Here is a 4234-nt window from a genome sequence, read left to right as displayed (position 1 = left end):
GCAGGATCAGGGCAGCGCTGTTCTGCTGCAAGTGAAGTCATGGATGCAGCTTAAATTCTGGCAAACGCTGTCTTGACGGATGGGTCCACTTTAGACGTTGAACGACATCGTGTGCTCCCTCATTTGTGAACTTCAGGGGTATGGCTCTGGACCGAAAGTGTGGCATGCCCCAATACCCATGGCATCAGCTTGGCAATATTGACTGCATCGTCCAGCCCACGATGATGCTGCCCCTCCAGAGGAATGCCCGCCATCGCACACGCCCGAATCATGCCAACCTCCTTGCCAATGCGCTGAACCTTCGCAAACAACCGCTTGGCATTCTGATGGGGCATGGCCAAGGGCATCGTAATCCCGTGGCGCTGGGCCTCCCTGGTCAGTTGCTTGTGATCGTAGTTTCCCCAGCTCATCCAGACAGTATCGCTGGACGCCACCTCGCTGACGAAGGCCTGAAGCGCCTGCGCTGCGACAGGAAACAGGGGAGCTTGATCGATTTCCTCTTGGGTGATGCCGATCAACGTCTTGCAAAATGGCGTGAGGGCCGGCCGAACTAGCGGCTTCACCAGATGCTGAAACCGTTCCAGCACCACACCACGTTCGGTGACCCAGCAGGCACCGATTTCAATGATTTCCATCTCTTCCGGCGGGATGGTGCCGTCGTCCGAACAGGTCGCTTCGAGGTCGACAACGAGAATTCTTGCCACGTGATCCTCTTGATGATGTAGTTGGTCCGGCGGGAGGACAATTTCGCACGCGGAATTGCTGCCTTTAGTGACTAAAGGATCTGTTGCGTTCGCAACTTGAGCCGGCTCAACTTGGAGGCTAGCTGGTAGCTATCAGCTAACTGAGAAATGTTTGCTGCTGAATTTGCGGCTGACGCGGGCGGAAAATATTCGCCCGTCCATTGAGCGCGCCGGCCGGGTAGTCACAGCAATAGCTCCGTCCTTAATGGACAGGAAAACACATTGGCCTATCTTCCAGTCTGTCAATGCCTTCGGCCACGAGACTTTGCCGCCGCGTTCAAGGATGGTCGAGTAGGTTTGGCGTTTTTTCATGCAAGCTCGATTGTGCAGTTTTGATCAAAGACGATCACGTTTTGGAGCATTTCATTCCACAGTTTATAGCATCTCATGGCCACAATTTATTCATGTCGTGATCTGTGTCGGCTCACGGCAGTAACCACGCGCGCGAGTGTGAAAACTTGCCATTGACAACCATTCGACGCCTGATGCAATGTCCCGTTGCGAGCCCGAGAGGCGTATTACAGCTTGCGCGACAGGCTGGTTGCTGGAGTCACTTATCTAGCGAATTCCTTGTCGTACAGTTTTTTCCATTTTCCACATTGGGGGGAAATCTCCAAACGAAAATCACCCGTTAGTGTCGTCCATCCAGGAGAGGTCGCCCCGAGTCTCTTCATGCCGCAAGCAGAGTCTACTTCCCGCCATAAGAGGAATTCACTGACATGCCACGCCGTTCTATTCTTTCAGCCGCTGAACAGGCGAGCCTGATTACTCTCCCTGAGTCACAAGACGAGTTGATCCAGCACTATACGCTCAACGACACCGATTTGGCCCTGATCCGTCAACGTCGGGGCGATGCCAATCGACTCGGCTTCGCCGTCCAGCTCTGCATGTTGCGGTTTCCTGGATATGCGTTCGGCAACGACCGAGAGGTGCCAGCCCATGTGGTGCAGTGGATCGCCCGTCAAGTACGAGCAAATCCGGACACTTGGGGCGACTACGCTCAGAGAGATACCACGCGTAGAGAGCACCTTCAGGAGTTGCGAAGCTATCTGGCAGTACGTCCGTTCGGGCTAGCGGATTATCGGTTTCTCGTCCATCAAATGACAGACTTGGCGACGCAGACAGATAAGGCGCTCGTCCTTGCCGCCAACGCACTACAACAGCTGCGCAATCGCAGCGTAATGCTACCTGCAGTATCTGTAATTGACCGGATATGCGCGGAGGGGATCAGTCGCGCGAACAAGAAGATCTACCGTACTTTGACAGAGCCGCTCTCTGATATCCATCGACGCAGCTTGGACGCGCTGCTGACAAACCGCCCCGGCACCGGCTTGACGGTCTTATCTTGGCTTCGACAGTCACCTCGAAAGCCGAATTCCCGATACATGATGGAGCACATCGAACGGCTTAAAGCGTTCCAAGCTCTGAATCTGCCAGAAGGGATTGGTCGTTACGTCCATCAGAATCGCTTACTTTAAGATAGCGCGTGAAGGTGGTCAGATGGTGCCGCGCGACTTGTCCAGGTTCGAAGATCAGCGGCGTTACGCCACTCTGGTAGCTCTCGCAATCGAGGGGATGGCGACCGTGACCGATGAAATAGTGGATCTTCACGACCGCATCCTCATGCGCCTGTTTAATGCGGCCAAAAACAAACACCAGCAGCGGTTCCATCAGCAAGGTAAGGCCATCAACGAAAAAATCTTGTTGTACACCCGCATCGGCAAGGCACTGGTAGAAGCAAAGCTGGCAGGCATGGACCCGTATGACGCGATCGAAGCCGTATTGCCATGGGACGAATTTGCCAAGAGTATCGATGAGGCTGCGCACCTTGCACAGCCTGAATCATTCGATCATCTTTATTTGATGGGAGAGCACTTCAATACCTTGCGTCGCTATACCCCAGAATTTCTGGATGTGTTGGAGCTCCGGGCTGCGCCAGCTGCGCAGAGCGTTCTCGACGCGATTGAGGTTGTGAAAGAGATGAACTTCAAGGGGACTAGAAAGGTGCCCGAAGATGCCCCGGTCGACTTCGTCAAAGCACGCTGGCGCCCCCTGGTCATCACAGATGATGGAATCGATCGTCGCTTCTACGAAATGTGTGTCCTGGTGGAATTGAAGAATTCGTTGCGCTCCGGGGACATATGGGTCAGGGGCTCTCGTCAGTTCAGGGATTTTGAAGACTATCTTCTGCCAGTCGAAAAATTTACCGCCATGCGACGGGATGCTGGGCTTCCATTGGCGATCGAGCCGGATTGCGATCACTATTTGGCAAACCGTCTGGCACTTCTTCAAGAGCAACTGGAAAAGGTGAATCATCTGGCGCTTGCTCAGGAACTGCCCGACGCCATCATTACGGATTCTGGACTGAAAATCACCCCGCTTGATGCTTCGGTACCAGAGTCCGCGCAAACGCTGATCGACCAAGCAAGCGCGATCCTACCTCGGGTAAAGATTACGGAATTGCTCATGGAGGTCGATGACTGGACGGGATTTACCCGGCATTTCACCCACCTAAAGACAGGCGAACTCACGAAAGATCGCACCCTGTTGCTCTCTGCGATCTTGGCGGACGCAATCAACTTGGGCCTAAACAAGATGGCCGATTCTACGCCTGGCACGACCTACGCCAAACTCTCGTGGTTACAAGCTTGGCATATACGCGATGAGACCTATACAGCTGGACTGGCCGAATTAACCAACGCTCAATTGCGCAATCCCTTTGCCGCGAACTGGGGGAACGGGACCACATCTTCTTCCGATGCTCAGCGTTTTCGTGCTGGCGGCAAGGCTGAGAGCACAGGACATGTCAACCCGAAATACGGAACCGAACCTGGGCACCTTTTCTACACCCATATTACCGACCAGTATTCGCCATTCTTCGGCAAGCCTATCAGCGTCGGCGTGCGCGACTCGACTTATGTCCTTGATGGCCTGCTTTACCACGAGTCAGAACTCCGCATTGAGGAGCATTACACAGATACCGCTGGCTTTACCGATCATGTCTTTGCATTGATGCATTTGCTTGGTTTTAAGTTTGCGCCACGAATTCGAGATCTGGCCGACACTAAGCTGTATGTGCCATCAAGAGAGCAGGACTACCATGCGTTAAGGACCATGATCGGCGGGACGCTGAACATTAAGCATCTACGTGCTCATTGGGACGAGGTATTGCGGTTGGCCACGTCAATCAAGCAGGGTTCCGTAACTGCCTCCTTGATGATCCGCAAGCTCGGGAGCTACCCGCGCCAAAACGGCCTTGCTATTGCCTTACGGGAATTCGGCAGAATTGAACGGACGCTCTTTATTTTGGAATGGCTTCAGGATGTTGAGCTCCGGCGCAGAGTACATGCCGGACTGAATAAGGGGGAAGCAAGAAATGCTCTGGCTCGCGCAGTGTTCTAAAGTGGACCCATCCGTCAAGACAGCGTTTGCCAGAATTTAAGCTGCATCCATGACTTCACTTGCAGCAGAACAGCGCTGCCCTGATCCTG

General features: G+C 53.8%; 2 protein-coding genes and 1 pseudogene. 1 reads left to right on the top strand and 2 read right to left on the bottom strand.

What is annotated here, in order from left to right; genetic code table 11:
- Nucleotides 1-119: 119 nt before the first annotated feature.
- Nucleotides 120-704 (bottom strand): 3'-5' exonuclease, encoded by a 585-nt coding sequence (locus CEJ45_RS24245; protein ID WP_088757535.1) that lies wholly within the window; start codon nucleotides 702-704, stop codon nucleotides 120-122.
- Between the two features lie 132 nt (nucleotides 705-836).
- Nucleotides 837-1055: a hypothetical protein gene (locus tag CEJ45_RS24720; RefSeq protein WP_141107063.1), complete on the bottom strand. Its 219-nt coding sequence runs from the start codon at nucleotides 1053-1055 to the stop codon at nucleotides 837-839.
- A gap of 407 nt (nucleotides 1056-1462) precedes the next feature.
- Here CEJ45_RS24720 and CEJ45_RS24240 point away from each other — a divergent pair.
- Nucleotides 1463-4142: pseudogene (locus CEJ45_RS24240) on the top strand (Tn3 family transposase); the annotation flags it as partial.
- Nucleotides 4143-4234: the final 92 nt, after the last annotated feature.

This window comes from Herbaspirillum aquaticum (genome assembly GCF_002213425.1).
Classification (GTDB): Bacteria; Pseudomonadota; Gammaproteobacteria; order Burkholderiales; family Burkholderiaceae_D; genus Herbaspirillum; species Herbaspirillum aquaticum.
This window is presented reverse-complemented; position numbering and strand designations above follow the sequence as displayed.

Excerpts from the sequence above, each read along its gene's own strand:
- CEJ45_RS24720 (WP_141107063.1), bottom strand. The coding sequence starts at position 1,055 with ATGAAAAAACGCCAAACCTACTCGACCATCCTTGAACGCGGCGGCAAA.